Raw genomic sequence first — 25,446 nt, forward strand, 5'->3', positions numbered from 1 at the left:
TCATTCAGCGGTGATGCCGAGTTCGCGGATCACCTTGCCCAGGCGCTCGTAGTCGGCAGCGTTGACATCGGCCAGCACCTGCGGCGACCCGCCCACGGGCACGGCACCGAAAGTGGCCATCTTTGCCGCCACCTCCGGCATCCTGAGGATCTCGTTGAGATGGGTGTTCAAGGTCTGCACCACGGCGGCCGGCGTGCCCTTGGGCGCGAAGAAGCCATTCCAGGCACCCGCGGCGATGTCCCTGTAGCCCAGTTCCGCCAGCGAAGGCACATCGGGCAGCAGGGGCGAACGCTTCGGGTCGGTCACGGCCAGCGCGCGCAGCTTGCCCGCCTGGATGTACTGGGCCACCGGCCCCAGCGTGACGTAGGCCAGTCCTACATGGCCCGCAGCCACATCGTTGACGGCCGGTGCCACGCCGCGATAGGGCACATGCTGAATGCTCACTCCGGCAGCGCGGTTCAGCCACTCGGCACCTATGTGCATGGGCGAGCCTGCGCCGGGACTGGCGTAGCTGAGCGTCTTGCCGGCCTTGGCCGCAGCCACCATGTCGGCCACGCTTTTGAATCCCGTGGAGGGATGGGCCACGAGCAGCACGGCCTGGCTGGCGGTCTGCACCACGGGGGTGAAACCTTTCAAGGGGTCATAGGTCGCGGCAGGAGGGAGCCTCATCACCATGGGGGCGATGGTGAAGGGGTTGGGCGTGAACAGCAGCGTGTAGCCATCGGGCACGGCCCGCGCAACCAGGTTGTTGCCCACGGTGCCGCCCGCCCCGGGCCGGTTGTCCACCACCACGGGCTGGCGCAGACGCAACGTGAGCTTTTCGGCGAACAGGCGCGCCATGGCGTCCGTGTCACCACCTGCGGGATAGGCGACCACCACGGTGATCGGCCTGGCGGGGTAGTCCTGTGCAAATGCCGGACCACAGACAGCGGTGGCAAAAGCCAATGCTGCAATGGTCAGGCCTTGCCGACGATGGGGTGTCATCACTGGCTCCTTTGAAAGCGCGGACATGCATCGGTCAGATACGGGCATGGCAGCTGGGGCTGGCTATGGGATGAATCCATACGATTCACCCATGAAACATTGATCCTCAAAAGAATCAATGACGATTTTCTCCAGTAAGTTGATGAATCAACTTACTGAAAACACTGATTGACCTCTATTGATTTCTCCAAAGAAATTCCACAAGACAAACGTCAGGCAGCCTGTGAAACAATTGATGGGAACATGTCCATCCCACCTTCTCCTCTCCCTGTGCCCAGCACGCCCGCAGGCAATCCCTGGACCCACCTTGACGAGGCAGGCAGCAGCCTGACCGTCGATGCCTTTCTGACCACGCTGATGAGCCAGGTGGGCAATGCGCTGCGGCGCACCATCACCGTGCCCTATGCCGATACGGCGGGCTTGACGGTTTCGGAGTGGCGGCTGTTGGCCCTTGTCGCGCATGCAGGCGAGTTGCCGTTCAGCGCGCTGGTGGTGCAATCCACTTCGGACAAGGCCCTGGTGAGCCGGGCGCTGCGGCTGCTTGAGGAACGCGGCCTGGTGGCCCTGCTGGCGCAAGGCTCCACTCCACGCAAGAAGATCCTGTGCTCCATCACGCCTGCGGGCCGGCAGTTGCATGACGAGGTGATGCCCGTGGCCCGACAACACCAGGCCGCTGCTCTGCTGGCGCTGACGCAGGAGGAACGGGAGGTGATGTATCGGGCCTTGCTCAAACTGCGCGGTTATTGCCAAGGCAGCCAAGCCGACCCAGCGACCGAAGGCGGCCCCGCTACGGCAGACGGCGAAGCCTGAATTCAGCCCACTTCAGGCCGGTTCTGCAGCAACACCTCAGCGCGCGCAAGATCGTCCAGCGTATCGATGTCGGTGAGCACACCAGCATCGTCCACATCGACCTGAACCACATGTCCGGCTTCGCGCAGCGCCTTCAGCACAGGCGCCCCGCCCTTCTCTCCGCTCAACGCCATGAGCGCCGCGCCGCATGCGGCGCCGAAACCCACGGGATGTCCACGCTCGCCTCGATGGACAGGCTGGGCGGCTTGGGCCCCCGCATGCAATGCATCGGCTACTTTCAGCAAGGTCTGTGGACTCACCAGCGGCAGGTCGGCCGGCAAGACCAGCCAGCCTGGCGCATCGGCTGTGGCACGCACGGCCGCAGACAGCGAATCGCCCATTCCGGGGTGGCCCGCATCTTCCAGATGCCAGGGCAGGCCGCTGGCGCGGACGGCGGCCAGTGTGTGTTCCAGCACGGTGCTGCCGCCCAGCGGCGCGGCGAGCTTGTGCATGGTGCCGCCCGACGCGCGGAAACGCTCGCCACGGCCCGAGGCGAGGATGATCACGCAGGGGCGGCCTTTGAAGTCTCTGAGCATGCGCAACTCTAGCGCAGCAAATGGGAGGTCGGGCGCAGGCACAATGCAGGCCATGAGCAGCATTTCCACCTCGATCGCCGATCTGCGCAAAAGCTACGAGCGCGCGGAACTGAGCGAATCGGCCTCCCTGGCCGATCCGCTGCAGCAGTTTGACCAATGGCTGCAGGAAGCCCTGAGCGCCCAGGTGCCCGAGCCCAATGCCATGACGCTGGCCACCGTGGGCGGCGACCTGCGGCCCAGCACGCGCATCGTGCTCATCAAGGGCTATGACGAGCGCGGCCTGGTCTGGTACACCAACTACGACAGCCGCAAGGGCCAGCAACTGGCAGGCAATCCGTTTGCAGCGCTGCAGTTCCACTGGGTGGAGCTTGAGCGCGTGGTGCGCATCGAGGGCCGCGTGGAAAAGGTCAGCGATGCCGAAAGCGACGCCTACTTCAACAGCCGCCCGCTGGACTCGCGCATCGGTGCCTGGGCCAGTCCGCAAAGCCAGGTCATCAGCGGCCGCAGCGTACTGGTGGCCAATGCGGCCAAGTACGGCGCGCAATTCCTGCTGAACCCGCCGCGCCCGCCGCACTGGGGTGGATTCAGGCTCGTGCCCGAACGCTGGGAATTCTGGCAAGGCCGCAAGAGCCGGCTGCACGACCGCCTGTGCTACCAGCTGGAATCTGGAACCTGGCTGCGCCAACGCCTGGCGCCCTGATCCCCTGGATTGCTGACGCTGCTCCTGCTGAAAGCCGTCAGCCCAGCAGACGCTGGGCCAGCCACAGCATCAGCGGCACGGTAAGCAAGGCCAGCGCCGTGGACACCGCAATGCTGGCGGACACCTCCTCCTGCATCACGCCATAGCGCTGCGTGAACAGGAACACGTTGGCCCCCACGGGCAGTGCAGCCGCCGTGAACATCACGGCCACCGGCAGGCCGCCCAGACCGAAGGCCCAGGCCAGCGCAAGCACCAGCAGCGGATGCACCAGGTTCTTGACCAGCGCGATGCCCACGGCCTCGCGCAGGTTCTGGCCCACCTTGGTATAGGCCAGGGTCACACCCACCAGCAGCAGCGCCATGGGGCCCAGTGCCTGGCCCAAGACCTGCAGGGAGCGATCCACCACGCCAGGAAGAGCCAGACCGGTCTGTGCGAACAGCAGGCCGGCGAGTATGGGCAGCGGCACAGGATGGACGATGCCGTTGCGCACCGCCTGCAGCACCGTGCGCCACATGGGGCGCGGCGCGCTCTGGCCCGACCGCTGGTGCTCGCGAGCCTCGGCCAGCTCGAACACGATGGTGGCCGCCGTGAGCAGAATCAGCGCGTGCAGCGAAACGAGGGTGAACAGCGTCACCAATCCGTCCTCCCCGTAGACCAGCCCCACCAGCGGCACGCCGATCATGACGGTATTGCTGAACATATTGGCCAGCCCCCGCGCGGCCGAACGCGTGGAAAAACCGCCCAGAACCATGGACACCCCGAAGATCAGAGCGGTCGCCAGGAAATACAGCGCCACGGGTTGAAAGTCCAGCTCCTGCACGCGCACCGCGCCCATGGTGCGGAACAGCAGCGCCGGCGTGAGCACCAGGAAAACGAGGTTGGACAAATCCTTGATGGCGGCGGCCCGCACCCAGCCCAGGCGGGCGGCGAGAAAGCCTGCGCCAATGCAAAGAATGACGGGGATGAGGGAAGCAAAGACGGGAGAGTTCACTGAAGCGGGATCGGGAAGCTGCGCCTGCGCAGGTTGGCGGCGCGCGCAGATTATGCGCCGCAGGCCAGGCCCTGCCTCATTCAGGCTTCTTCCAGGGCCTCGAAGGCCTGGGCCAGATGCTCGATGAGCAGCCGCACGGCGGGCAATTGCCCGCGCCAGGATGCGTACACCGCATGGATCAGCTCGCGGCGCGGCTCCCAGCCGGGCAGGACGACCAGGCACTGCGCCCTTTCGGCCAGCACACGCAGCATGGTCATTGTTCTTTATTCAGGACGATGAAGGCAAATTTTGCCATCTACCGCATTCATCGTTCAAATCCTAAGATTCTCCCATGTGCAAAAAGTGGCTGGCGCTAACGCTGCGGCAGCCACGATTCCCAAGGAGAAGCAAATGCTCAAGAAGATGCTCGGCGTCTACAGCGCTCCCCGTGCCCATTGGGTGGGCGACGGCTTTCCCGTGCGCTCGCTGTTCAGCTACGGCAACCATGGTGCGGCTCTGAGCCCCTTTCTGCTGCTGGACCACGCAGGCCCCGCCAGCTTCGAGCCGGCTGCCCAGCCTCGCGGCGTGGGCGTGCATCCGCACCGCGGCTTCGAGACCGTGACCATCGTCTATGAGGGCGAAGTCGAGCACCGGGACTCGACCGGCGCTGGCGGCCTGATCGGCCCTGGCGACGTGCAGTGGATGACGGCTGGCGCGGGCATCCTGCATGAGGAATTCCATTCCCATGCGTTCACCGAACGCGGCGGGCGGCTGGAGATGGTGCAGCTGTGGGTGAACCTGCCCGCCAAGGACAAGTCGGTTGCGCCTGGCTACCAGACCCTGGTGGATGGACAGATCCCGTCTGTGGAACTGCCAGGCGGCTCAGGCCGGGTGCGGGTGATTGCCGGAGCCTTTGGCAACAGCGAGGGGCCGGCGCGCACCTTCACGCCCATCAATGTCTGGGACCTGCGCCTGAAAGCCGGCAGCACCACCGAGCTGCGCGCCAAGCCCGGACATACGCTGGCCCTGGTCGTGCTGCATGGCACGGTGCTGGTCAACGACGGCGAGGTTGTTCGCGAAGGCCAGCTGGTGCACTTCGATCGCGAGGCTGATCTGGTGCGCCTGGAGGCCAACAACGACGCCACCGTGCTGTGGCTGGAGGGCGAGCCCATTGCAGAGCCCGTGGTGGGCCACGGCCCGTTCGTGATGAACAGCGAGGCCGAGATCCGCGAGGCCATTGCCGACTTCAACGCTGGCCGATTCGGGCGCATGGCGGCTTGACCGTGGCGGCCCCTGTCCTGAAGACAGGGGCCGCCTTCTGCCCTCCCCTTGCGCCCCCTGGACCAGCGCTTGCGATCACCAGCGCGCAGAGCCGGCGCGGGTGCTTGAAAGTGCCCAACACACGTCTAGAGACGTGCCAAGGACTCGAATCCAGGCCGAACGGCCCTTTTTCTGGCGACTTGTCGCCACTGGTGTTCATCAGTCGATAACAAGGTTGCCACTTGATTTCATGTAAGTTACATTGAACAACTCCATTGGTTGGCTCGTTTTGTTCTCAACGCCCATGACCTCATCACCATCTCAGGCACCCGCTGCCGGCAAGCCGCCGTCCACTGTCCCCGACGGACTGGCCCTGTTCCGGCATTGGCTGGAAACCGAGGGCGCCAAGGGCTGGGATGCCCTGGACACGGCACCCGACAGCGGCTACGAAAAGGTATGGCGTGCCTGGCTGCGCAGCCTGGGCGATGCCGGCATGTCAGCCAAAGAAGGTCTCCCCTCCCCGGCCCCGCCGAAAGGCAAAGTCAAGGCGAAGGCCCGCGCCTGGCAACAGGCCACCGCCGTTGATGTCCAGAATTTCCTGCGCCCGCGCGAAGGCCAGTTGTCGGGCCACCAGCCCGGCCGCCGCATCAGCGAGGTCACGCGCAGGCGCTACTGGCGATTGCTGGAACGCATTTACGACCATGCGCTGGACCACGGCTGGGTCAGCGCCAATCCCGCCGCAGGGCTGGCGCCGCAGGAACGCCCACCTGCCGAAGACGGCCAGGGCCATTGCCTTCCCGCGCCGCTGTGGAATGCCCTGCCCCGCCACATACCGATGGCCGACGGCTTTCAGTCGGCGCGCGACCGCGCCATCTTGCTGCTGCTGTACGAACTGGCGCTGGCACCCGAGGAGGTGCGCGGCCTGTGCTGGCGCGATGTGCAATGCGCCGGACCAGGCGATGGCCTCCCCTGTCAATTGCATATCGATGGCGCACGCGCCGCGCAGCAGCGCACGCTGGATCTGTCGGAAACGGTGGTGAAGGCGCTGCAGGACTGGAAAGGCTTCAGCGCCGGCCAGCGCGGGCCGGAGGCCGTTCAACCCGATGCCACGGTCTTTTATTCGCGTGAGGGGCAGCCGCTGTCGGTGCGCGTGCTGTTCCATGTGGCTTCACAGCTGATACAGCGCGCCCATGCCGCGCAGCCTGCCTCGGCGCAGCAGGCGCCGCTGCACCGTGTCGGCCCGCAGGTGCTGCGCAACACGGCCATCGTGCAGTGGCTGCGCGCGGGCCGTGCCGAGACCGAAGTCGTGCAGTGGATAGGCGTTGACAGCGCGCGCGCCCTGCGCCATCTGCAGCATTACCTGTAGCAGACGGCGCTGGTGCGCAGCGGGCAGTTCGCCCTGGAGTGCGTTCTTAGAACGACACCTTCACGCCCACCGTGATGTTGCGCCCCATCAGCGGCGCAGCGTTCTTGATGAACGAGGTGTGGGCGAAGGCCAGGCGGTTGGTCAGGTTGTTGCCCTTGATGAAGAACTGCCAGGGCATGCCACCCGAGGTGCGCAGCGTGTAGCTGGCAGAGACGTTGAGCATGCCGTAGCCGTCCGTCTCGGTCTCATAGGCGGTGACGCGGTTCTGGCGCAGCACCTGCACCCATTCGGCCTGGGCATCCCAGCCCTTGTAGAAGGTGTCCACGCGCAGGCCCACGCGCGCAGCAGGGATGCGCGGCAAGGCGGAGCCGTCTTCCAGCCGCGCACGCACGGCGTCACCGAACAGGGTCACGCCCCACTGGCGCGACAGCTTCTGGCGCACCTGGCCCTCCACGCCGGTGAAGCGCGCATCGGCCTGGGTGTACTGCAGCAGTTGCAGGCCGTCATGCTCATCCAGCGTGGCGCCGTAGATATAGCCCTTGACGCGATGGTGGAAGGCATTGACGCTGAACGTGGTGTCGCCTGCCGTCTTGCGCAGGCCGATGTCCAGCGCCTGCGAGCGTTCGCGCTTGAGGTCGGCATTGCCGCGCTCATAGGTGGAAGTCGCCATGTGCAGGCCGTTGGCGTACAGCTCCTCGGCCGTGGGCAGGCGGTTGCCCTGCGTCAGCGAGGCCGAGAGGCTGTAGCCCGGGGTGAACTTCCACACCGAGCCCAGCGAGAACGATGTGCCGCTGTGGCTGCGCGAGATGCCGCTTTGCTGGGCGTCCACGGTCTGGCGCTCGTGGCGCAGCGCAGCCTGCCAGCGCCAGTCCTGCCAGCGGTATTCCTCCAGCAGGTAGATGCTGTTGCGGCGGGTTTCGGTGGGCTGCACATAGGCCTCCTCCCCCTCGGCGCTGAATTTGCGCTGCACGGTCTGCAGGCCGATGACGCCGCGCCAGCCGGCGATGGGCTCCAGCTCTGCCTCCACGCGCAGGTCATGGGCGCGGTTCTTGAACGTGGTCGAGACCTGGCCACCTTCGATCTCGTCATGGCGATAGTCGGTCCAGCCACCGCGCACGCGCAGCGCCGCGATGCCAGCCGTCGGATTGCGCCATTCGCCGCGCAGATCCCAGCGCTCGCTGTTGAGATCGACCACCGGCACGCTGCCATGGTCGTGATCGTGGTCGTCGCCGCCATGGTCGTGCCCGTCCGCGTCGCCGTGGTCATGGCCGCCGCAGTGCAGATGGTCGCCATGGGTGTGGCAGCCCTCGAAGCTGTGGTTGTGGCCTGGCAGGCCATAGCGCGCAGTCTGGCGCGTGTAGGCCAGGCCCAGGTAGCCTTGTGTGCCGATCCAGGACAGGCCCAGGCTGCCCGTGTCCGTGCGGTTGAAGCTGCCGCCCACGCGCCCCTGGGACTGGCCGTTGGGCGCCCAGCCGCTGCCCACGCGGTAGTCGCCGGCATCGCGCGCCATGCCCTCGGCGTGGATGGCCAGCTGGCCGGCGCCGCCCGTCAGCGAGAAAGCGCCCGCCGTCTCGCCCGCGCCGGTGCTGCCGCGCAGCTGGGCCGAGCCCGTGATGCCGTTCTTGGGAATGGACGTGGGAATCTTGTCGTCCAGGATGTTGACCACGCCGCCCATGGCGCCACCGCCGCCGTAGATCAGCGCCGAGGGGCCGCGCAGCACCTCGATCTGCGTGGCCAGCATGGGCTCGCTGGCCACGGCATGGTCAGGGCTGATGGTGGAGGCATCGTGCAGCTCGGAGCCATCGCTGAGGATTTGCACGCGCGGGCCGTCCATGCCGCGGATGATGGGCCGGCTTGCGCCTGCGCCGAAATGGCTGGCATGGATGCCGGGCTCGCCGTCCAGCGTCTCGCCCAGCGTGGCGGCCTGGCGCAGCGTGAGCACGTCGCCTTCCAGCACCGTGGCCGGCGTGGACATGTCGGCCGAGGTCAGGCCCAGGCCGCTGGCCTTGACCGTCACCTCATTGAGCACGGGGGCATCACTGCGCGGCGCGCCCGCCTCGGCGGCAGCTGCGGCTGCGGCTGCGGGTCCTGCTGCGGGCATGGGGTCGGCAGGCTCTGCCGCCATGGCCAGGCCGCCCGTCGCCGGGCCCAGCACCCCTGCCAGCAGCAGTTGCTGCAGCAGCGGGCGCAGTTTGGTCCTCTCCCCCTGCGCCTTGGCGTCCTGGTGGTATTGCTTTGTTGTCACTCTCATCACTGTTCTTCCCGGCAGCGGCCGGCCACGGCCCTGCGGGGCGTGGAAATCCGGGCGCTGCAAAAAATGGCGTCGGAAGCGGACGGCCACGGCGCGCCCTGCAGGCGCATGCAGCCATCCGATCGGATATGCATTCAAGGAACTGCCGGACCTGGGCGCGGCGCCTTGTTGCGATCAATGCAGCAAGGCGCGGCCAAACGGCTGTGCAGGGCAGGCGCATGCAGCGCCAGTCCCGGAGATTCAAGCCGCCAGGTAGACAGTGATGGGATGCGGGGGACCCCGCGCATCGAAGAAGGCCGCCAGCATGCGGCCATCGCGCACGATGACCGGCCGGACGGGTTCGGCCTGCTCGCCCCAGAAAGGCGGCAGCACCACGGCGGATGGCGGCCCCGCCATGCCTTCGTGCAACTGGTCCAGCAGTTGGCAATCCGCCGGACCGTGGCCCGAGAACAGCGCATGGACCCAATCGACAGGTGCATTGCAGGAAGTGGCAACCACCTCCACCGGGCCATGGAGCGTGGCTGCAGCCAGGCCACCCGCGTGTACCACGCGGTGCATCTGGCCCAGCAACGGCGCCAGGGCAATGGACCAGACCAGCAGCCAGGCCACCAACCAGGCCCGACTCGGCACGGCGCCGCGCAACGCAAGCCTTGAGGCCTGAGCTGGCAAGTGACGTTCCGGGGGTTGCAAGGGCATGGAGGGATCAGGGGCTGGATGGGCAGCGCAGAGTGTATGCGCCAATTTGCGGGGCAGGTTTCACCATCCCGTCACAAAGACTGGCGATTGCTCACGGCGCCACACGGCGGGCAGGACCGCACTCAATGCGCATGGCGCATGCCGCAGAACTTGCCCAGCGCCAGGCCCTTGCAATCGGCCTGCAGTTGCTTTTGGCATTGTTCGTGGTCACGGCCGGCTGCCAGGCACTGCGCGGCGGCTTCGTGGGCCTTGGCCATGGCGCGATGGCGTTCCATGTCGGCCCGGGCATGGGCATCGAGCGGCGCCGAGGCGCCCTGTGCCTTGGCGTCCGGCTGGGCTTTCGCGTGGTCGTGGTCGTGGTCATGTGCCTGGGCTGCTGTGGCCAGGAAGACAGCGGCCAGGATCAAGGAAACGGGGCGCAACGGTGCAAGGGTCATGCGAAATCCTGAAGAGCTATGCAAGAGAAGAAAGGGGCTAGGGCGATCGCCTCAGGCAGACGGAGCATTTCGGGAAGGCCCTGCACTGCTGCAGTCCTGGCACAGCCCTGTCACCGCCACGTCGATGGCCCGGCCCTGCAGGCCGCTGGCGGCCAGCGCCTGGCGCAGCTGCAGCAAAGCGGCCTGCAGCGGCTCGCCGCCCCCACCGCCCTCGCCGCCCAGCCGAAAAGCGCTGTGACAGTCCGCGCATTCGAAATGCGCAGCGGCATCAGCCTGCCTGGCCGCGCCCGGCACGGACCGGCCGTAGCGGGCCACGCGGGCAGCATCCACGCTGCGGCGCAACACACCGGCTGCCGCCAGGCGGTCCAGCAGCCGGTAGACGGTGACGCGGTTGACCTGCACGCCCTGGGCGTGCAGGGCCGCTTCCACATCGGCTTCGCTCAGGAGTGCGTCGGCCCGCGACTCCCACATCGCCAGCACGGCCCGCGTGGCACGCGTCGAACGCATGCCGGCAGGTATGGGCAGGGAAGTGGGGATCGGCAAGGACATGGGTGATCAAAGGTCAGGCCGCTGAACACTGCAGGGCAGCCAGGCGGCATTATCGCAACCGGGTTGCATTATGCCTGCGAATCACAACCGCTTACATCACGCGCCGCCACCCGCTCACGGCTTGACCCAGCGCGCAAACGCGCCCCGGAACTTCTGCACCTTGGGCCCCACGACAAAGGCGCAGTAGCCCTGGTTGGGATGGTTGAGGAAGTAGTCCTGGTGATAGTCCTCTGCCGGCCAGTAGCTGGCCAGGGGCTGCACCTCGGTGACGATGGGCGCGTCGTAGGCGCCGGCCTGGGTGAGTTCGGAGATCAGCGTGCGCGCCACTTCGGCCTGTTGCTCATTCGTGGTGTAGATGCCGCTGCGGTACTGCGTGCCCACATCATTGCCCTGGCGGTTGAGCGTGGTCGGGTCGTGCGTGCCAAAGAACACGGTCAGCAGGTCGCGCAGCGGGATCACGGCTGGATCGAACTGCACGCGGATGACCTCGGAATGGCCGGTCTCGCCGGTGCAGATGTCTTCGTAGCTGGGATCGTCCAGATCGCCATTGGCGTAGCCGCTTTGCACGTCGCTCACGCCGCGCACGCGGTCGAAAACGGCTTCGGTGCACCAGAAACAGCCGCCGCCCAGATAAATGGTTTCAGTCGCCATATGCGCCTTTTCTGTGAAGAAATCGAAAAAATGACCACACGCAATGCATGCGGGCCGTCGCTCCTACAGGTTAGCCCATGCACAAGCCAGGTGACGACGAACGGTTCTGCGGTTACGATAACTAACCCATCAGTCATTAATTTTCCGTGACCGACTCCCCCGCCTCTTCACCCGCCCCCGCCGAGCCTTCCGGAAAGCGCAGCCGCCGCAAGCAGGAGCGTCCCGGCGAGTTGCTGGAAGCGGCGCTCGACCTCTTCGTGGAAAAGGGCTACGCCGCCACCCGCGTCGAAGAAGTCGCCGCCCGCGCCGGGGTCTCCAAGGGCACGCTGTTCCTCTATTTCGCGAGCAAGCAGGAGCTTTTCAAGGCCGTGGTGCGCCACAGCATCGCGGGCCGCTTCGGCGAGTGGAGCGAAGAGCTCGACAACTACTGCGCGCCTTCAACCGATCTGCTGCGCTACTGCTTCAAGTCCTGGTGGGAACGCATCGGCAGCACCAAGGCGTCGGGCATCACCAAGCTCATGCTCAGCGAGGCGGGCAATTTTCCCGAGCTGTCTCAGTTCTACCACCAGGAAGTGGTTCTTCCAGGCCATGAGCTGATCCGGCGCATCCTGCAGCGCGGGGTCGAGCGCGGCGAGTTCCGGCCCATGGATCTGGACCTGTCCGTGCACTGCGTGGTCGCCCCGATGATGTTTCTGATGATCTGGAAGCATTCGCTGGGCGGCTGCCTGCCCCATGGCGACTTCGATCCCGAGCAGTTTCTGGAATCCCAGATCGACTATCTGCTGCATGGCATGTGCCAGCCACTTGCAGCCACCACACCACCCTCCTCCCCGCCCACACCATGAAGCGTCGCACCGGCTGGCTGATCGGCCTGGCCTTATTGATCGCCATCGGCGCCAGCGTATGGCGCGCCGCATCCACCCGGCACAGCAAGCAAAGCGCCATCGCCGCAGCCAACCAGCCGCGCGAGATGCCGGTGCGCGTGGGTCCGCAGGAAGTGGTGCCGCTGCAGCCGCGCCAGCTGCAATTGACCGTGCCCGTCAGCGGCGTGGTACAGGCCGTGCGCAGCGCCGTGGTCAAGGCCTATGTGGCCGGCGAGCTGCGCGGCCTGCAGGTGCGCGAGGGCGACAGCGTGCGCAAGGGCCAGGAACTGGCCCGCGTGGACGCCACCGAGGTCGAGGCCCGCTGGAGGCAGGCCCGCCAGCAGGCCGATGCGGCCCAGGCGCAGCTGCAGCTATCCCAGCGCCAGCACGACAACAACCAGGCCCTGGTCACGCAAGGCTTCATTTCGACCACGGCGCTGGCCACCTCCCAATCCAACCTCGATGCCGCACGCGCCAACCTGGCCGCCGCCCAGGCCGCCGCCGATGTGGCCCGCAAGAGCGTGACCGACAGCGTGCTGCGCAGCCCCATGGACGGGCAGGTCGCGCAGCGCCTGGTGCAGGACGGCGAGCGCGTGGGCGTGGAAACGCGGGTGCTGGAGATCGTCGATCCGTCCGACCTCGAAGTCGTGGCCCAGCTGGCGCCCGCCGATTCGGTGCGCGTGCAGGTCGGCCAGCAGGCCCAGTTGCAGGTCCAGGGTGCGGGCGACGATGTGGCCGCCGTGCCCGCGCGCGTGGTGCGCATCAACCCCAGCGCCCAGGCAGGTTCGCGCAGCGTGGCCGTCTATCTGCGTGTGCAGGCTGCACCGGTCAACGCAGGCGCCGCCGGCAGATCCATCCCCATCGTGCGCCCGGGCCTGTACCTGCAGGGCAGCATTGTCACCGGGCAGACCGAACAGCTGGCCGTGCCCCTGACCGCCGTGCGCACCGACCAGCCCCAACCCTATGTCCAGCTGCTGCAGCCTGCGGGCGAGTCCGAAGCGGACAAGAGCCTGCTGCGCGTGCAGCACCGCCCGGTCACGCTGGGCAGCCAGAGCGCGCAGGATGGCGCCACCTGGATTGCCGTGTCCAGCGGCCTGCAGGCCGGTGACCGGGTGCTTGCCGGCAGTGTGGGCGGCCTGCGCGCAGGCACGGCCGTGCAGCTGCAACCGTTGCAACCGTTGCAGCAACCCCAGGCTGCGCCAGCCCCCGGAGCCCGCTGACCATGTGGTTCACGCGCGTCAGCCTGGCCAACCCTGTGTTCGCCACCATGCTCATGCTGGCCCTCATGGTGCTGGGTGTGTTTTCCTATCAGCGCCTCAAGGTGGACCAGTTCCCGAATGTGGACTTCCCCGTGGTCGTGGTCACGGTGGACTATCCGGGCGCCTCGCCCGAGATCGTGGAGTCCGAGGTCACCAAGAAGATCGAGGAAGGCGTCAACTCCATTGCCGGCATCAACGCGCTGACCTCGCGCAGCTATGAGAGCACCAGCGTCGTCATCATCGAATTCCAGCTGCATGTCGATGGCCGCCGCGCTGCCGAAGACGTGCGCGAGAAGGTGGCCTCGGTGCGCCCCACCCTGCGCGACGAGGTCAAGGAGCCGCGCGTGCTGCGCTTCGATCCGGCCAGCTCGCCCATCTGGTCCGTGGCCGTGCTGCCCCAGGCCGATGCCGGCGCCAAGGCGCCCGATGCCGTCGCGCTGACCAGCTGGGCCGACCAGGTCCTCAAGAAACGGCTGGAGAACGTGCGCGGCGTGGGCGCCGTCAACCTGGTGGGCGCCACCCCGCGCGAGATCAACATCTACCTGCAGCCCGAGGCGCTGGAAGCCTATGCCATCACGCCCGACCAGATCGTGAACGCCGTGCGCAGCGAGAACCAGGACCTGCCGCTGGGCGCCATCCGCTCGCGCGAGCAGGAGCGCGTAGTGCAGATCGACGCACGCATGAAGCGCCCGCAGGACTTCGAGCGCATCATCGTCGCCCAGCGCGGCGGCGCTCCCGTGCGGCTGGGCCAGCTGGCGCGCGTGCAGGACGGCGCGGGCGAGCTGGAGACCGTGGCCCTGTACAACAGCAGCCGCACCCTGCTGCTGTCCGTGCAGAAGGCCCAGGACGAGAACACCATCGAAGTCGTGGACGGACTGAACGCCACGCTGCGCGAGATCGCCGCCGAAGTGCCGGCCGGCGTGCGGCTGGAGCCGATTGCCGACAGCGCCCGCCCCATCCGCGTGGCCGTCAACAACGTGCGCCAGACGCTGATCGAGGGCGCGGCACTGACGGTGCTCATCGTCTTCCTGTTCCTGAACTCCTGGCGCTCCACGGTGATCACGGGGCTGACGCTGCCGATTGCGCTGATCGGCACCTTTTTGTTCATGTACTGGTTCGGCTTCTCGATCAACATGATCACGCTGATGGCGCTGTCGCTGTGCGTGGGCCTGCTGATCGACGACGCCATCGTGGTGCGCGAGAACATCGTGCGCCACGTGCAGATGGGCAAGGACGCGCATGCGGCCGCGCTGGACGGCACGCAGGAGATCGGCCTGGCCGTGCTGGCCACCACGCTGTCCATCGTGGCGGTGTTCCTGCCCATCGGCTTCATGGGCGGCATCATCGGCAAGTTCTTCCACGAATTCGGCATCACCATCGTGGCGGCCGTGATGATCTCCATGTTCGTGAGCTTCACGCTGGACCCCATGCTCTCCAGCGTCTGGCATGACCCGACCATCCACGCCCACGGCGACAAGCGCGGCAACAGCCTCTACGACCGCACGCTGGGACGGGTCACGGCCTGGTTCGAGCGCGCTACCGACTCGCTGTCCCACTTCTACCAGGACGTGCTGGGCTGGGCGCTGCGCCACAAGATCACCACGCTGGCGGCGGCGCTGGCCATCTTCGTGGCCAGCATCTTCCTGGTGCCGCTGCTGGGCACGGAATTCGTGCCCAAGGCCGACTTCTCGGAAACCACGGTGAGCTTCAACACGCCCGTGGGCTCGTCCATCGAGGCCACGGAGGCCAAGGCCCGCCAGGTCGATGCCATCATCCGCGCCCTGCCCGAGGTCCGCTACACGCTGGCCACCATCAACACCGGCACGGCCCAGGGCAAGATATACGCCAGCATCTACATCCGCCTGCTGGACCGCCACCTGCGCCAGCGCAGCGGCGATGAACTCTCGGGCGTGCTGCGCGAGCAGCTGCAGAGCGTGCCCGGCATCACCGTCACCCATGTGGGCCAGCGCGAGCCCGTGGGCGGGCAAAAACAGGTCGAATTCTCGCTGCAGGGCCCGGACCTGGGCGAGCTGGAGCGCCTGAACCGCGTGGTGATGGAACGCCTGCGCGGCATTCCCGGACTGGTGGACCTGGACAGCAGCCTCAAGCCCGACAAGCCCGTGATCGACATCACCGTGCGGCGCGACGCCGCCGCCGACCTGGGCCTGTCGGTAGGCTCCATGGCAACGGCTCTGCGCACCTGGGTGGCCGGCCAGACCGTGGGCAACTGGCGCGCCAGCGACGACCAGACCTATGACGTCAAGGTGCGCCTGGCGCCCGAGTCGCGCAGCACGCCCCAGGACCTGGAGCGCCTGCCCTTCGCCCTGCCCTCCACCTCGGGCGACGGCGGCATGCGCATCGTGCGGCTGAACCAGGTGGCCACCGTCACGCCCGCCACCGGCCCCAGCCAGATCAACCGCCGCGACATGACGCGCGAGGTCGCCTTCAGCGGCAACGTCTACCTGCGCTCCAGCGGCGAGGTCTCGGCAGACATCCGCAATGCCCTGGCCGACATCGCCCTGCCGCCCGGCTACCGCACGCAGTTCAGCGGCGCCACCAAGAGCATGAACGAATCGTTCGGCTATGCGGTGTCCGCCCTGGCGCTGGCCATCATCTTCATCTACATGATCCTGGCCAGCCAGTTCAAGAGCTTCCTGCAGCCGCTGGCGTTGATGACCTCGCTGCCGCTGACGCTGATCGGCGTGGTGCTGGCGCTGATGATGTTCGGCTCGGCCCTGTCCATGTTCTCCATCATCGGCGTGGTCATGCTCATGGGACTGGTCACCAAGAACGCCATCTTGCTGGTGGACTTCGCCATCCGCGCGCGCGGCCCGCACAGCGACCCGGACACCGGCCAGATCCGCGACGGCCTGCCGCGCGAGCAGGCCCTGCTGCTGGCAGCACGCGTGCGGCTGCGCCCCATTCTGATGACCACGCTGGCCATGATCTTCGGCATGGTGCCGCTGGCCTTCGCACTCAGCGAAGGCTCCGAGCAGCGCGCGCCCATGGGGCAGTCGGTGATCGGCGGCGTGGTCACCTCGTCGCTGCTGACCCTGGTGGTCGTGCCCGTGGTCTATTGCTACCTTGACGACTTCTCCCAGTGGCTGCGGCGCCTGTGGAACGGCAACCGGCACGACGCGGCACCCGGCCAAGGCGCCGCCAGCGCCCCCACCCCGCCGCGAGACTCGTAGAATCAAAGGTTTGTCCTGACAAGTCTTTCTCCGGAGATACCCCATGAGCCTGCCCCTGAACAGCCTGCCCGAACACCACAGCGCCCAAGCGCACGCGCGCTACAACATGATCGAGCAACAGATCCGCCCCTGGAACGTGCTTGATGAAGAAGTGCTGGCGCTGCTGGGCAAGGTGCACCGCGAGAATTTCGTGCCGCCCGAGCATGCCGGCCTGGCCTTCATGGACCTGGAAATCCCCCTGGTCGCCCCGGCCGAGGAAGCCGCCGCCAAGGGCTGGTGCATGCTGGCCCCGCGCATCGAGTCCCGCATGCTGCAGGACCTGAAGATCAAGCCCACCGACCGCGTGCTGGAAATCGGCGCCGGCTCGGGCTACATGGCCGCCCTGCTGGCCGCCCAGGCCAAGGAAGTCGTGACACTGGAAATCGTCCCCGAGCTGGCCGAGATGGCCCGCGAGAACCTGCTGGGCGCCGGCATCACCAATGCCGAGGTCAAGCTGGCCGATGGCGCCACGGCTGCGGCCGCTCTGGGCCAATTCGACGCCATCGTGCTCAGCGGCTCGGTCGCCCAGGTGCCGCAGACCCTGCTGGCCCAGCTCAACGACGGCGGCCGCCTGGCAGCCATCGTCGGCCAACTGCCCATGATGCGTTTCACGCTGGTGCAAAAGAACGGCCACCAGTTCGAAACCAGCCAGCCCTGGGACGTGGTGACCGCACGCCTGGCCAACTTCGAAGAGCCTTCGCGCTTCACGTTCTGAAATCCGCCACGGCGGCCGGGGTCCAGAGGATTTCGGCCGCTGCGGCAACTCCACTCCATTCCGCAAGGATCTTTCCGATGCTTCCCCAAGTGCCTCCCGCGCAACTCAACGATTGGCTGAACCAGCACTCCAGCGGCTCCGATGCCCTGCCCCTGGTGCTGGACGTGCGCGAGCCCTGGGAAGTGGCCCAGGCGAGCGTACGCCCCGAGGGCTTCGAGCTGCGCTGCATCCCCATGGGCGAGATTCCCTCGCGCCTGCAGGAACTCGATCCGGATCACCCCACAGCCTGCCTGTGCCATCACGGCGCACGCAGCATGCATGTCGCTGCCTTCCTGATGAACAACGGCTTCGAGACCGTGGCCAATATCAGCGGAGGCATCGATGCCTGGTCGCGCGAGCGCGACCCAGGCGTGCCGCGCTACTGAGCGGCAACACGCAAAAGAAACCCGGGACACGGCGGTACACCCGCCGTCCCCGGTGCTTCGTGACGACTGTGTTTTGATTCGAGGACCTCTATGCCCCTGCTTCGGCCCCTTGCCCCTGTCGCTTCCGCCCTGACCCGCCCATACGCCTGGCCCCTGCGCCACATGGCCTTGCTGCTGTGCGCGGCGGGCATGGGCTCGGCCCTGGCACAGGCTCCTGCCCCAGCCGTCCTTGCGCCCGCCCCTGCGGCCCCACAGTCTGCCCTGCCCTCTCTGACAGCATCTGCGGCCACGGGCCAGAACCTGTCCGAACTGGTGGCCAAGGCCCGCGGCTACGACGCCCAGTGGCAGGCCCAGCAGGCCGACGCCCAGGCCGCCGCCAGCCGCGCCGAGCAGGCACGCTCGGGCCTGTTGCCCAGCGTGGGTCTGCAGGCCGGTGCCAACACCTCGCATGTGGAAGTCAGCGTGCTGCCAGGGAGCTTTCGCTCGCCCCAGCAGAACCTGCAGCTCAGCGCCCAACAGCCGCTGTACCGCCCGGCCAACAAGATCGCCTACGACCAGGGCCAGCGCGGCGTGGACGTGGCGCGCGCCCAGTTGGACAGCGGCGAGCAGAACCTGCTGGTGCGCGTGGCCCAGGCCTACTTCGATGTCCTCGGCGCCCAGGACAGCCTGGCCGTGGTCAAGGCACAGAAGGCGGCCATTGCACAGCAGCTGGAATTTGCCAAGCGCAACTTCGAGGTCGGCACGGCCACCATCACCGACTCGCGCGAAGCCCAGGCCCGGTTCGACCTGGCCGGCGCGCAGGAAATCGCCGCCGAGAACGATCTGCGCGTCAAGCGCCTGGTGCTGGACCAGATCGTTGGCGCCGTGGGCACCGTGCCCCGCCCCCTGGCCCAGCCGCTGCAGTTGCCGGCCCTGATGCCCTCCGACGCCCAGGCCTGGGTGGACACCGCACTGCAAGGCCAGCCCCAGCTGCGCCAGGCCCGCCTGGCGCTGGACATCGCCCAGCTGGAAACGAAGAAAGCCGAGGCCGGCCACAAGCCCACCGTGGACCTGCAGGCCGGCTACGTGGTCAACCGCTATCCCAATGGCTCGGTCACACCGCAGATCGGCACCAGCTACCGCACCAATGCCGCCAGCGTGGGCGTGGTCATGAACCTGCCCCTGTTCGCCGGCTTTGCCGTGCAAAACCGCATCAAGGAAACCCTGGCGCTGGAAGACAAGGCGCGCGCACAGCTGGACGACGCCCAGCGCAACGTGGAGCAGAGCACGCGCACGGCCTTCTTCGGCGTGCAGTCGGGCCAGGCCCAGGTCAAGGCGCTGGAGGCCGCGCTGGCGTCCAGCCAGAGCGCGCTGGACGCCAACAAGCTCGGCTACGAGGTCGGCGTGCGCATCAACATCGATGTGCTCAACGCGCAAAGCCAGCTCTACCAGACCCAGCGCGACCTGGCCCTGGCGCGCTACCAGGTGCTGCTGGGCCAGCTCAAGCTGCGCCAGGCCGCCGGCACGCTCAGCGACGACGACCTGCGCGCCATCGATGCGCTGACGCTCCGCGCGCCAGCCCCTTGAATCCCTGAAGCGCCCGCACGGCCGGCAGTGCCCCGGGCTGATGCCCGGCCACCGCGGGCCGCGTGCCTGGCGCCGCAGTCCTGTGCTCTGGCAAAGCCGAGGCACGCAAACCCGCCACGACCAGCATCCAGGCAGCCAGCGCGCACAGCACCGCCAGACGGCTCAGCAAGGAACAGCGGGAGAGTCTTGGCATGCGCGCCTTGCCTTCGTGGGAGTTGTCGAGCGGGCCACTGTGGCAAACCAGCCTGAAGACCTGCCCCGGCTTTCCTGAAGGGATGCTGAAGCGCATCGTCCCCGCCTTGACCGATACTCGCGGCAGCCCTCCCGCAGGCGCCGGTCCACGGCATGGGAGCGGCACAGGAAACACACGATGAGACTGCTGCTGGTGGAGGACGATCTGGATCTGGGCAATGGCGTGCGCATCGCATTGGGCGATCACGCCATGGACGTGGTCTGGGTGCGCCGCCTGTCCGATGCGCTGCGCACGCTGGAGCAGCAAAGCTTCGAGATGGTGTTGCTGGACCTGGGCCTGCCCGATGGCGACGGCATCAGCCTGCTCACGCGCCTGCGCCGCGAATGGCGCCGCCTGCCCGTGCTGATCCTGAGCGCACGCGACAGCCTGCACGACCGGCTGCACGGCCTGGACAGCGGCGCCGATGACTATCTGGTCAAGCCCTTTGCCCTGGCCGAACTGGTGTCACGCGTGCGCGCCCTGGCACGCCGCAGCTATGGGCAGGGCGACGGAACGCTGCATCTGCGCGGCCTGTCGCTGCACGAGCCCACGCGCCGTGTCAGCGTTGCAGGCCAGAACGTCGAGCTGTCCCGCTGCGAATTCGACCTGCTGGCCCTGCTGCTGCGGCGCATGGACCGCGTGGTCACGCGCAGCGGCATCGAGGAGGAAGTCATCCCGGGTGGCAGCGCCAACGGCAGCAATGCGCTGGAGGTCCATGTCTCCAACCTGCGCCGCAAGATCGGGCCGGGCTTCATACGCACGGTGCGCGGCATTGGCTATGTCATCGACTCGCAGCCGATGGCACCCCTGTCCTGACCATGACATCGCACACCCTGCAGGGGCACCAGGCCAGCCCGAGATGGCGCCGCTGGCTGCGGCCCACACTGGGCCGGCGGATGCTGCTGGCCCAGATGGGCGTGCTCACCGCGATCTGGACCGCGTTGCTGGTGGCAGCCATCTACATGGCCCACTTCCACAATGAATTGCTGGTCAGCAAGCCTGTCTACGAACTTGTCATGGCTGTGGCCGAGGACCTGGCCGACCTTCCGGACCGCCAGCAGCACAGCCTGGCCGCGCTGGACACGGCCCTGCGCCATGAGTACGGCGACGGAGACGACGACATCCGCTTCACGCCCACGCTGCTGGTCTGGCAGCGCGGCCAGCTCCTGTACCGCTCGCCCACGCCGGCACCCACGCTGCGCAACCGCGTGCTGGACACGGTCGAGGACATAGATTTCGAAGGGCAGACCTGGCGCATGAGCACGCTGCGCTCGGCCTCGGGCCAGACCGAAGTCACGCTGATGCTGCCGTCCTTCAAGGAACTGCTGATCACCCTCAACACCCGCAGCTATTACCTGCTGCCGCTGCTGATCAGCCTGCCCTTCCTGGCCTTTCCGGCCTGGTGGTCGGTGCGCGCGGCACTGCGCCCGCTGCGCCGCGTGGGCGACGAGCTGGCCACGCGCGGCCCCGACGACCTCAGCGCGCTCATCTATGCGCCGCCACACGCCGAGCTGCGGCCGCTGGTGCAGGACATCAACGCCCTGCTGGCCCGCGTGCGCTCCAGCAGCGAGCGCGAGCGCAACCTCATCGCCGATGCAGCCCACGAACTGCGCACGCCGCTGGCAGCCATGCACGTCAACGTCGAGGCCCTGCTGCGCCTTGGCAGCGAACCGCGCCAGCAGGAACTCATGGACAGCCTGCTGCGCAGCAACCAGCGCGCCAGCCGCATGGTGGCCCAGCTGCTGCAACTCATGCGCAGCGAGACCGAAGCGCCCGGCATGGCCATGCAGCCGCTGCGCCTGGACCTGCTGCTGGAGGACCGGCTCGCCGCACTCGACGCCCTGGCCTGCCGGCGCCCGGTGGAACTGGCCCTGGAAGCCAGCGAGCCACTGAGCGTGATGGGCGAACGCGAAGGCCTGGTCTCGCTGATCGACAACCTGGTGGACAACGCCATCAAATACAGCCCCGCGCACGCCACCATCAGCGTGCGCCTGCAGCGCCAGGGCGACCGGGCCGTGCTCCAGGTGCGCGACCGTGGCCCGGGCATCGCCGAGGCCTGGCGCCAGCGTGTCTTCGACCGCTTCTTCCGCGTACCCGACCAGAGCCAGAGCGGCAGCGGCCTGGGCCTGGCCATCGCCAGGACCGTGACCGAGCGGCACGGCGGCAGCATCGAGCTGCTCAGTGCGGAGGATGGCGGGCTGCTGGCGAGTGTGAGCCTGCCCGTGCTGCAGGAAGGATAGGGCCCTTGATGCGTGCATGGGCCCAGGATTGCAGAGCCAACAGTCAAGGAACTAGACTGGGCCTGTAACCCGTGAGCGAAGGAGCGCAATCATGAAATCCTGGCCTGTGCAAGATGCCCAAGACCACTTCAACGAGCTTCTCGAAGCCTGCCTGACCGATGGCCCGCAAGTGTTGACCCGGCGTGGCGCAGACACTGCCGTGCTCGTTCCGATGCAAGAGTGGCGCCGCCTGCATCCCGCTGCCGAAGCTGCTTCGCTCAAGGAACTGCTGCTTTCGGAAGCGGGCCGCGCAGACCTGCTGATCCCGCCGCGCGGCCAGGCACACCGCAGGCCCATCGAACCCGCCAACTGAGTGCGCCAGAAATGTATTTGCTGGACACCAACATCATTTCAGAGCTGCGGCGCCCCAGGCCCCACGGAGCCGTCCTGGCCTGGCTTCAATCCCTGCCTGAGCCGGAGCTCCATCTGTCCGCGGTCAGCCTGGGCGAAATCCAGGCGGGCATAGAGCTGACCCGGCAACAGGATGCTGAGAAGGCCCAGGAAATCGAACGCTGGGCAGATCTGGTCTCCACCTCCTACAACGTGCTGCCGATGGATGCCGAGACCTTCCGCATCTGGGCCCGGCTGATGCACGGGCGCTCCGATGCGCTGTATGAGGACGCAATGATTGCAGCCACGGCCATCCGCCACAGGCTGGTCGTGGCCACACGCAACATTCGCGACTTCGCGGATTTTGGCGTGGCGCTTGTCAACCCCTTTGAGTCGCCCTTTCGCTGAACGGGCAAAAGCCCTTTTGCTGCGCAGTCTTGCCTGCCCGCCCCCTGGCACAGGACGATCAGGCGAGCGACTGCAACAGCCCGGCCACCGCCTGCGCCGTGGCCTGTGCGGCCCCGCGGTGCTGGTCCAGGAAGCCGCGCGCCTGGGCCACGGCATGGGCGTGGGACTGGCGGTCCCCGGCCAGGTCCACGGCCAGGCGCAGTCCATGTGCCATGTCGGGCGCCCGCAGCGCGGCGCCGGCTTCGCAGGCCAGGTCCGAGGCTTCGCTGAAGTTGAAGGTATGCGGCCCCAGCACCACGGGGCAGTCGCAGGCCAGGGCCTCGATGAGGTTCTGGCCGCCCAGCGGCGCAAAGCTGCCGCCCATGAGCGTGGCGTCGGCCAGGCCGTAGTACAGGGCCATCTCGCCCAACGAATCACCGAGCCAGATGTCGATGTCATCCGCCGCAGCCCCGCAGGGCGGGCCACCCACCCACTGGCTGCGGCGCGAGACATGCAGGCCGCCGCCAGCCATCAGCGCCGCCACTTCGTCAAAGCGCTGCGGATGGCGCGGCACGACCAGCCATTGCACGGCCCGGCCTGCCGGCCCCAGCGTGCGCAGGGCGGACAGCAGCATGGCCTCCTCGCCCTCGCGGCTGCTGGCCAACAGCACCACAGGGCGGGACAGGCCGGACTTCCATTGCCGGGCGCGCTCCAGCAGCGCAGCGTCCGGACGCGCATCGAATTTCAGGTTGCCGAGCACGCCGCGCACGGGCGCACCCAGCAGGCGCAGGCGCCGGGCATCGTCCTCGGTCTGCGCCCAGACGGCGGCCAGGGCGGCATAGGTGGGCCGCGCCAGCGGCGCCACGCGCAGCGCCTGGCCCAGTGATTTGTCGCTGAGCCGTGCGTTGGCCAACGCCAGCGGCACGCCTTCTTCGCGGCAGATGGCGACCAGGTTGGGCCACACTTCGGTCTCCATGAGCACGCCGACCGCGGGCCGGAATTGCTGCACGAAGCGGCGCACGGCCGCTGAGGTATCCCAGGGCTGCCAGACCTGCAGGTCGCCGGACTGCAGCAGCCGGCGGCCTTCTGTGCGGCCCGTGGCCGTGCCATGGGTCAGCAGCAGGCGCATACCGGGCAGGCGCTCGCGCAGCGCGGTCAGCAAGATGGCGGCAGCGCGCGTCTCACCCAGCGATACGGCATGGATCCAGATCCACCGGCCGTGTCCGTCCTGCCCCAGCGTGGCCGGCTGGTAGCGGCCAAAGCGCTCGGGAATGTGCTCGGCATAGACGGGCTCGGCCTCGGCGCGGCGCAGCAGCTTGCGGCGCAGCAGCGGCTGCGCCGCCCAGGTCACGGCGCTGTACAGCGCGCGCGCCCAGGACGTGGGAGAGCGTGAAGTCATCGCCTGGCGCGCAAATCAGTGCGCGGCGCCGCCAACCTGCGCGCCGGGCTTGACGCGCTCCAGCAGCGCCAGCATCTGCGCCTCGATGCGCGACAGCGCCTCCTGGGTCTGGCCCTCGAAGCGCAGCACCAGCACGGGCGTGGTGTTGCTGGCGCGGATCAGGCCGAAGCCGTCGGCCCAGTCCACGCGCAGGCCGTCGATGGTGCTGACCTGGGCCGGTGCGGCAAAGGTCTCGGCGGCCAGGGCCTGCAGTTCGGCGGCCAGACGATGGGGCTCGCCCTCGGCGCAGGCCACGTTCAGTTCAGGGGTGGAAAAGCTGGTGGGCAGCGCGTTGAGCAAGGCGCTGGGGTCGGCCTCGCGGCCGACGATCTCCAGCAGGCGGCAGCCCGCATAGGTGCCGTCATCGAAGCCATACCAGCGCTCCTTGAAGAAGATGTGGCCGCTCATCTCGCCGCCCAGCGGCGCGTCCAGTTCCTTCATGCGGGCCTTGACCAGGGAGTGCCCGGTCTTGAACATCACGGGCTCGCCCCCAGCCTCGCGGATGGCGGGCGCCAGGCGCTGCGTGCATTTCACGTCGTAGACGATGCTGCCGCCCGGCACGCGCGAGAGCACGTCCTTGGCAAACAGCATCATCTGGCGGTCGGGGAAGATGTTCTGGCCGTCCTTGGTGACGATGCCCAGGCGGTCGCCGTCACCGTCGAAGGCCAGGCCAAGCTCGGCGTCCGAGGTGCGCAGCGCCTCGATCACGTCGCGCAGGTTCTCGGGCTTGCTGGGGTCGGGATGGTGGTTGGGGAATTCACCGTCCACTTCGGAGAACAGCTCGATCACCTCGCAGCCCAGGGCGCGGAAGATGCCGGGCGCCGAGGCACCGGCCACGCCGTTGCCGCAGTCCACCACGATCTTGATGGGGCGCGCCAGCTTCACATCACCCACGATGCGCGCCTGGTAGTCGGCCTGCACATCGGCGCGGCGCACGCTGCCGGTGCCCGTCAGGGTCCAGTCGTCGCTCTCAACACGGCGGCGCAGGGCCTGGATTTCCTCGCCGTAGATGGCGCGGCCGGCCAGCACCATCTTGAAGCCGTTGTAGTCCTTGGGGTTGTGGCTGCCCGTGACCTGGATGCCCGAGCGCGCCAGTGTGCTGGCCGCGTAGTACAGCATGGGGGTGGTGGCCAGGCCGATGTCGATCACCTCGATGCCGACCTCGGTCAGGCCGGCGATCAACGCCGCGGACAGCGAGGGTCCCGACAGGCGGCCATCGCGTCCCACGGCCACCACGGTCTCGCCGGCCGCCAGGGCCGCCATGCCGAAGGCGCGGCCCACGCCAAGCGCGACCTCCTCGTTGAGCGTGGACGGCACGATGCCGCGGATGTCATAGGCTTTGAAGATGGAAGATGCGACCTGCACGTCGAAAACGCTTTCTCGTCGGTTGAAAACAGGGCGCCGCAGCCCGGAACCTGGCCCGGCTGCGGCCCAAGCCGCAATTGTAGGCGCGGCAGGCTTGTAGGCGCGGCA

24 protein-coding genes and 1 pseudogene are annotated in these 25,446 nt (G+C 67.6%); 14 read left to right on the plus strand and 11 right to left on the minus strand.

The window, feature by feature from the left end; translation table 11 throughout:
• Positions 1 to 984 (minus strand): Bug family tripartite tricarboxylate transporter substrate binding protein, encoded by a 984-nt coding sequence (locus AC57B5_RS07475; RefSeq protein WP_197943528.1) that lies wholly within the window; start codon positions 982 to 984, stop codon positions 1 to 3.
• A 243-nt stretch (positions 985 to 1,227) separates the two neighbouring features.
• Here AC57B5_RS07475 and AC57B5_RS07480 point away from each other — a divergent pair, with 243 nt between their 5' ends.
• The gene (locus tag AC57B5_RS07480) at positions 1,228 to 1,794 is read left to right on the plus strand and encodes a MarR family winged helix-turn-helix transcriptional regulator (protein WP_013802266.1); all 567 of its coding nucleotides are present in this window, start codon (positions 1,228 to 1,230) and stop codon (positions 1,792 to 1,794) included.
• A gap of 2 nt (positions 1,795 to 1,796) precedes the next feature.
• Here the strand turns inward: AC57B5_RS07480 and AC57B5_RS07485 are convergent, their stop codons facing one another.
• A complete protein-coding gene (locus AC57B5_RS07485) occupies positions 1,797 to 2,369 on the minus strand; it encodes a nucleotidyltransferase family protein (RefSeq protein WP_496399162.1) in 573 nt (190 codons plus the stop codon).
• Positions 2,370 to 2,421: 52 nt separating this feature from the next.
• Here AC57B5_RS07485 and pdxH point away from each other — a divergent pair, with 52 nt between their 5' ends.
• Positions 2,422 to 3,069, plus strand: coding sequence for a pyridoxamine 5'-phosphate oxidase (gene pdxH, locus AC57B5_RS07490; RefSeq protein WP_043796748.1), 648 nt, complete (start codon positions 2,422 to 2,424; stop codon positions 3,067 to 3,069).
• 37 nt (positions 3,070 to 3,106) lie between these two features.
• On the opposite strand, the gene AC57B5_RS07495 is transcribed toward pdxH, so the two are convergent.
• The gene (locus AC57B5_RS07495; RefSeq protein ID WP_447915617.1) at positions 3,107 to 4,060 is read right to left on the minus strand and encodes an AEC family transporter; all 954 of its coding nucleotides are present in this window, start codon (positions 4,058 to 4,060) and stop codon (positions 3,107 to 3,109) included.
• Between the two features lie 80 nt (positions 4,061 to 4,140).
• Positions 4,141 to 4,272 (minus strand): annotated as a pseudogene (locus AC57B5_RS07500) (LysR family transcriptional regulator); the annotation flags it as partial.
• 178 nt (positions 4,273 to 4,450) lie between these two features.
• Here AC57B5_RS07500 and AC57B5_RS07505 point away from each other — a divergent pair.
• Both AC57B5_RS07505 and AC57B5_RS07510 read left to right on the plus strand, forming a co-directional pair.
• Complete coding sequence (locus AC57B5_RS07505; RefSeq protein ID WP_496399163.1) at positions 4,451 to 5,320, plus strand: pirin family protein; 870 nt, start codon at positions 4,451 to 4,453, stop codon at positions 5,318 to 5,320.
• 283 nt (positions 5,321 to 5,603) lie between these two features.
• Positions 5,604 to 6,665: a tyrosine-type recombinase/integrase gene (locus AC57B5_RS07510; RefSeq protein ID WP_496399164.1), complete on the plus strand. Its 1,062-nt coding sequence runs from the start codon at positions 5,604 to 5,606 to the stop codon at positions 6,663 to 6,665.
• Positions 6,666 to 6,711: 46 nt separating this feature from the next.
• On the opposite strand, the gene AC57B5_RS07515 is transcribed toward AC57B5_RS07510, so the two are convergent.
• The 5 genes from AC57B5_RS07515 to msrA form a co-directional block, all read right to left on the minus strand.
• On the minus strand, positions 6,712 to 8,916 hold the full coding sequence (locus AC57B5_RS07515) for a TonB-dependent receptor domain-containing protein (protein WP_496399165.1): 2,205 nt from the start codon (positions 8,914 to 8,916) through the stop codon (positions 6,712 to 6,714).
• A gap of 240 nt (positions 8,917 to 9,156) precedes the next feature.
• Positions 9,157 to 9,585, minus strand: a complete 429-nt coding sequence (locus AC57B5_RS07520) for a hypothetical protein (RefSeq protein WP_496399166.1) — start codon at positions 9,583 to 9,585, stop codon at positions 9,157 to 9,159.
• 149 nt (positions 9,586 to 9,734) lie between these two features.
• Entirely contained in the window at positions 9,735 to 10,049 is a 315-nt protein-coding gene (locus AC57B5_RS07525) for a hypothetical protein (protein WP_496399167.1), read from the minus strand.
• A 51-nt stretch (positions 10,050 to 10,100) separates the two neighbouring features.
• Positions 10,101 to 10,598 (minus strand): Fur family transcriptional regulator, encoded by a 498-nt coding sequence (locus AC57B5_RS07530; RefSeq protein WP_225613983.1) that lies wholly within the window; start codon positions 10,596 to 10,598, stop codon positions 10,101 to 10,103.
• Between the two features lie 114 nt (positions 10,599 to 10,712).
• Positions 10,713 to 11,249 carry a peptide-methionine (S)-S-oxide reductase MsrA gene (msrA, locus tag AC57B5_RS07535; protein WP_034394147.1) on the minus strand — a complete coding sequence of 179 codons (537 nt, stop codon included), beginning with the start codon at positions 11,247 to 11,249 and terminating at the stop codon, positions 10,713 to 10,715.
• Positions 11,250 to 11,395: 146 nt separating this feature from the next.
• Here msrA and AC57B5_RS07540 point away from each other — a divergent pair, with 146 nt between their 5' ends.
• The 10 genes from AC57B5_RS07540 to AC57B5_RS07585 all read left to right on the plus strand — a co-directional run bounded on the left by AC57B5_RS07540 (position 11,396) and on the right by AC57B5_RS07585 (position 22,556).
• Positions 11,396 to 12,094: a TetR/AcrR family transcriptional regulator gene (locus AC57B5_RS07540; protein WP_013802244.1), complete on the plus strand. Its 699-nt coding sequence runs from the start codon at positions 11,396 to 11,398 to the stop codon at positions 12,092 to 12,094.
• A complete protein-coding gene (locus tag AC57B5_RS07545; protein WP_496399168.1) occupies positions 12,091 to 13,332 on the plus strand; it encodes an efflux RND transporter periplasmic adaptor subunit in 1,242 nt (413 codons plus the stop codon). Before AC57B5_RS07540 ends, AC57B5_RS07545 begins: the two co-directional genes overlap by 4 nt.
• 2 nt (positions 13,333 to 13,334) lie before the next feature.
• Positions 13,335 to 16,562: an efflux RND transporter permease subunit gene (locus tag AC57B5_RS07550; RefSeq protein ID WP_445607891.1), complete on the plus strand. Its 3,228-nt coding sequence runs from the start codon at positions 13,335 to 13,337 to the stop codon at positions 16,560 to 16,562.
• 43 nt (positions 16,563 to 16,605) lie between these two features.
• Positions 16,606 to 17,316 carry a protein-L-isoaspartate O-methyltransferase family protein gene (locus tag AC57B5_RS07555; protein ID WP_063325982.1) on the plus strand — a complete coding sequence of 237 codons (711 nt, stop codon included), beginning with the start codon at positions 16,606 to 16,608 and terminating at the stop codon, positions 17,314 to 17,316.
• A 77-nt stretch (positions 17,317 to 17,393) separates the two neighbouring features.
• Positions 17,394 to 17,741 carry a rhodanese-like domain-containing protein gene (locus AC57B5_RS07560; RefSeq protein WP_012205782.1) on the plus strand — a complete coding sequence of 116 codons (348 nt, stop codon included), beginning with the start codon at positions 17,394 to 17,396 and terminating at the stop codon, positions 17,739 to 17,741.
• A 90-nt stretch (positions 17,742 to 17,831) separates the two neighbouring features.
• Positions 17,832 to 19,307: a TolC family outer membrane protein gene (locus AC57B5_RS07565; protein ID WP_034394157.1), complete on the plus strand. Its 1,476-nt coding sequence runs from the start codon at positions 17,832 to 17,834 to the stop codon at positions 19,305 to 19,307.
• 370 nt (positions 19,308 to 19,677) lie between these two features.
• Positions 19,678 to 20,355: a response regulator gene (locus tag AC57B5_RS07570; protein WP_013802240.1), complete on the plus strand. Its 678-nt coding sequence runs from the start codon at positions 19,678 to 19,680 to the stop codon at positions 20,353 to 20,355.
• 2 nt (positions 20,356 to 20,357) lie between these two features.
• Positions 20,358 to 21,779 (plus strand): sensor histidine kinase, encoded by a 1,422-nt coding sequence (locus tag AC57B5_RS07575; protein WP_013802239.1) that lies wholly within the window; start codon positions 20,358 to 20,360, stop codon positions 21,777 to 21,779.
• A 91-nt stretch (positions 21,780 to 21,870) separates the two neighbouring features.
• Positions 21,871 to 22,131: a type II toxin-antitoxin system prevent-host-death family antitoxin gene (locus AC57B5_RS07580; RefSeq protein ID WP_492386926.1), complete on the plus strand. Its 261-nt coding sequence runs from the start codon at positions 21,871 to 21,873 to the stop codon at positions 22,129 to 22,131.
• An 11-nt stretch (positions 22,132 to 22,142) separates the two neighbouring features.
• Positions 22,143 to 22,556: a type II toxin-antitoxin system VapC family toxin gene (locus AC57B5_RS07585; RefSeq protein WP_013802237.1), complete on the plus strand. Its 414-nt coding sequence runs from the start codon at positions 22,143 to 22,145 to the stop codon at positions 22,554 to 22,556.
• A gap of 58 nt (positions 22,557 to 22,614) precedes the next feature.
• On the opposite strand, the gene AC57B5_RS07590 is transcribed toward AC57B5_RS07585, so the two are convergent.
• Together AC57B5_RS07590 and AC57B5_RS07595 are read right to left on the minus strand one after the other, a co-directional pair.
• A complete protein-coding gene (locus AC57B5_RS07590; RefSeq protein WP_496399169.1) occupies positions 22,615 to 23,934 on the minus strand; it encodes a 3-deoxy-D-manno-octulosonic acid transferase in 1,320 nt (439 codons plus the stop codon).
• A 15-nt stretch (positions 23,935 to 23,949) separates the two neighbouring features.
• Entirely contained in the window at positions 23,950 to 25,338 is a 1,389-nt protein-coding gene (locus AC57B5_RS07595) for a phosphomannomutase/phosphoglucomutase (protein WP_496399170.1), read from the minus strand.
• Positions 25,339 to 25,446 lie beyond the last annotated feature (108 nt).

It is taken from the genome of Delftia sp. BGA-UO-ETr-SB1, from assembly GCF_059567865.1.

Coding starts and splice junctions, on each gene's coding strand:
- AC57B5_RS07475 (WP_197943528.1), bottom strand. CDS start 984: ATGACACCCCATCGTCGGCAAGGCCTGACCATTGCAGCATTGGCTTTT.
- AC57B5_RS07480 (WP_013802266.1), top strand. CDS start 1,228: ATGTCCATCCCACCTTCTCCTCTCCCTGTGCCCAGCACGCCCGCAGGC.
- AC57B5_RS07485 (WP_496399162.1), bottom strand. CDS start 2,369: ATGCTCAGAGACTTCAAAGGCCGCCCCTGCGTGATCATCCTCGCCTCG.
- pdxH (WP_043796748.1), top strand. CDS start 2,422: ATGAGCAGCATTTCCACCTCGATCGCCGATCTGCGCAAAAGCTACGAG.
- AC57B5_RS07505 (WP_496399163.1), top strand. CDS start 4,451: ATGCTCAAGAAGATGCTCGGCGTCTACAGCGCTCCCCGTGCCCATTGG.
- AC57B5_RS07510 (WP_496399164.1), top strand. CDS start 5,604: ATGACCTCATCACCATCTCAGGCACCCGCTGCCGGCAAGCCGCCGTCC.
- AC57B5_RS07515 (WP_496399165.1), bottom strand. CDS start 8,916: ATGAGAGTGACAACAAAGCAATACCACCAGGACGCCAAGGCGCAGGGG.
- AC57B5_RS07525 (WP_496399167.1), bottom strand. CDS start 10,049: ATGACCCTTGCACCGTTGCGCCCCGTTTCCTTGATCCTGGCCGCTGTC.
- AC57B5_RS07530 (WP_225613983.1), bottom strand. CDS start 10,598: ATGTCCTTGCCGATCCCCACTTCCCTGCCCATACCTGCCGGCATGCGT.
- msrA (WP_034394147.1), bottom strand. CDS start 11,249: ATGGCGACTGAAACCATTTATCTGGGCGGCGGCTGTTTCTGGTGCACC.
- AC57B5_RS07545 (WP_496399168.1), top strand. CDS start 12,091: ATGAAGCGTCGCACCGGCTGGCTGATCGGCCTGGCCTTATTGATCGCC.
- AC57B5_RS07550 (WP_445607891.1), top strand. CDS start 13,335: ATGTGGTTCACGCGCGTCAGCCTGGCCAACCCTGTGTTCGCCACCATG.
- AC57B5_RS07555 (WP_063325982.1), top strand. CDS start 16,606: ATGAGCCTGCCCCTGAACAGCCTGCCCGAACACCACAGCGCCCAAGCG.
- AC57B5_RS07560 (WP_012205782.1), top strand. CDS start 17,394: ATGCTTCCCCAAGTGCCTCCCGCGCAACTCAACGATTGGCTGAACCAG.
- AC57B5_RS07565 (WP_034394157.1), top strand. CDS start 17,832: ATGCCCCTGCTTCGGCCCCTTGCCCCTGTCGCTTCCGCCCTGACCCGC.
- AC57B5_RS07570 (WP_013802240.1), top strand. CDS start 19,678: ATGAGACTGCTGCTGGTGGAGGACGATCTGGATCTGGGCAATGGCGTG.
- AC57B5_RS07575 (WP_013802239.1), top strand. CDS start 20,358: ATGACATCGCACACCCTGCAGGGGCACCAGGCCAGCCCGAGATGGCGC.
- AC57B5_RS07580 (WP_492386926.1), top strand. CDS start 21,871: ATGAAATCCTGGCCTGTGCAAGATGCCCAAGACCACTTCAACGAGCTT.
- AC57B5_RS07585 (WP_013802237.1), top strand. CDS start 22,143: ATGTATTTGCTGGACACCAACATCATTTCAGAGCTGCGGCGCCCCAGG.
- AC57B5_RS07590 (WP_496399169.1), bottom strand. CDS start 23,934: ATGACTTCACGCTCTCCCACGTCCTGGGCGCGCGCGCTGTACAGCGCC.